The sequence below is a fragment of the Actinosynnema sp. NPDC059335 genome (assembly GCF_042752395.1).
Lineage (GTDB): Bacteria > Actinomycetota > Actinomycetes > Mycobacteriales > Pseudonocardiaceae > Actinosynnema.
Genome location: NZ_JBHYXZ010000326.1, coordinates 1 through 1,323, shown reverse-complemented (window position 1 = coordinate 1,323; position 1,323 = coordinate 1). Strand labels below are relative to the sequence as shown.

Here is a 1,323-nt window from a genome sequence, read left to right as displayed (position 1 = left end):
TGAGCTTCCCCCGGTAGCCCGGTGGCTTTCCAGGCATGGTCCGATAGGGCCTGAAGGGAGTCGTCCGTGGCACCACCGAAGAAGTACCCCGACGAGTTGCGGGCTCGGGCTGTCCGGTTGTACCGGGAGTCGGATCCGAAGCCGGTGATCCGGCGCCTGGCCGAGCAGCTGGGCGTGCACCACGAGGCGTTGCGGAACTGGATCCGGCAGGACGAGGCCGACCGCGGCGAGCGGGACGACAGGCCCACCACGACCGAGTCGGAGGAGCTGCGCCGCCTCCGTAAAGAGAACGCGGAGCTCAAGCGGGCCAACGAGATCCTCAAGACCGCATCCGCGTTTTTCGCGGCGGAACTCGACCCGACCCGGCGACGGTCGTGAAGCTCGTCGAGCAGCTTCGCGGCCGCTTCGGGGTCGAGTTCGTCCTCCGGGTTCTCGGTGTCGCCTCGTCCACCTACCGCGGCTGGGTGGCCCGACAGGCCGCCCCGTCGGATCGCGAACGCGAGGACCGGGCGATCACCGACGAAATCACCGACATCCACACCGCCTCGGGCGGCACCTATGGCAGCCCGCGGGTACACCAGATCCTGCGGCGTCGGGGTATCCGGGTGTCGCGCAAGCGGGTCGAACGGCTGATGCGCCAGGCCAGCCTGCAGGGCGCGTTCCTGCGCAAACACTGGCGGACGCCGTCGACCAGGCAGGATCCGCGGGCCGCACCGGCGCCCGATCGGGTGAACCGGGACTTCACCGCGCCCGCGCCGGACCGGTTGTGGGTGGCCGACGCGACCCGGATCCGCACCGGCGAGGGCGCCTTCTGGTTGGCCGCGGTGCGCGACGCGTTCTCCAACCGGATCGTGGGCTGGAAGACCAGCGACCGCTGCGACACCGACCTGGTCCTGGGTGCGCTGGAGTACGCGATCTGGTCGCGCGACGTGCGCGACGGGCAGCTGATCCACCACAGCGACCGCGGGTCGACCTACACGGCCTTTCGATTCACGGAACGGTTGGCGGACAACGGTATTCTGCCGTCGATGGGGTCGGTCGGCGACTCGTATGACAATGCCCTGATGGAGAACTTCTTCTCCACGTTGAAGATCGAGTTGGTCTACCGCCGCTCCTGGCGCACCCGTGACGAGGCCGAGAACGACCTGTTCCGTTATATCGACGGGTTCTACAACACCGAACGCATCCAGAAGGACCTCGGCTGGCTCAGCCCCGACGAGTACGAAGCCGCCTGGCACACCGCTCAGGCCCGGCCAGCTACCATCCCGGCGGCACCGACCGCATCCAGGTAACAACCGCCTCGGGTTATCGGGGGAAGCTCAG

The 1,323-nt window shown here is 68.2% G+C and carries 2 protein-coding genes; both read left to right on the top strand.

The window, feature by feature from the left end:
• Positions 1-66 precede the first annotated feature (66 nt).
• Positions 67-378: a transposase gene (locus tag ACFXGA_RS40195; RefSeq protein ID WP_378098479.1), complete on the top strand. Its 312-nt coding sequence runs from the start codon at positions 67-69 to the stop codon at positions 376-378.
• A complete protein-coding gene (locus ACFXGA_RS40190) occupies positions 375-1,292 on the top strand; it encodes an IS3 family transposase (protein ID WP_378098476.1) in 918 nt (305 codons plus the stop codon). Before ACFXGA_RS40195 ends, ACFXGA_RS40190 begins: the two co-directional genes overlap by 4 nt.
• Positions 1,293-1,323: the final 31 nt, after the last annotated feature.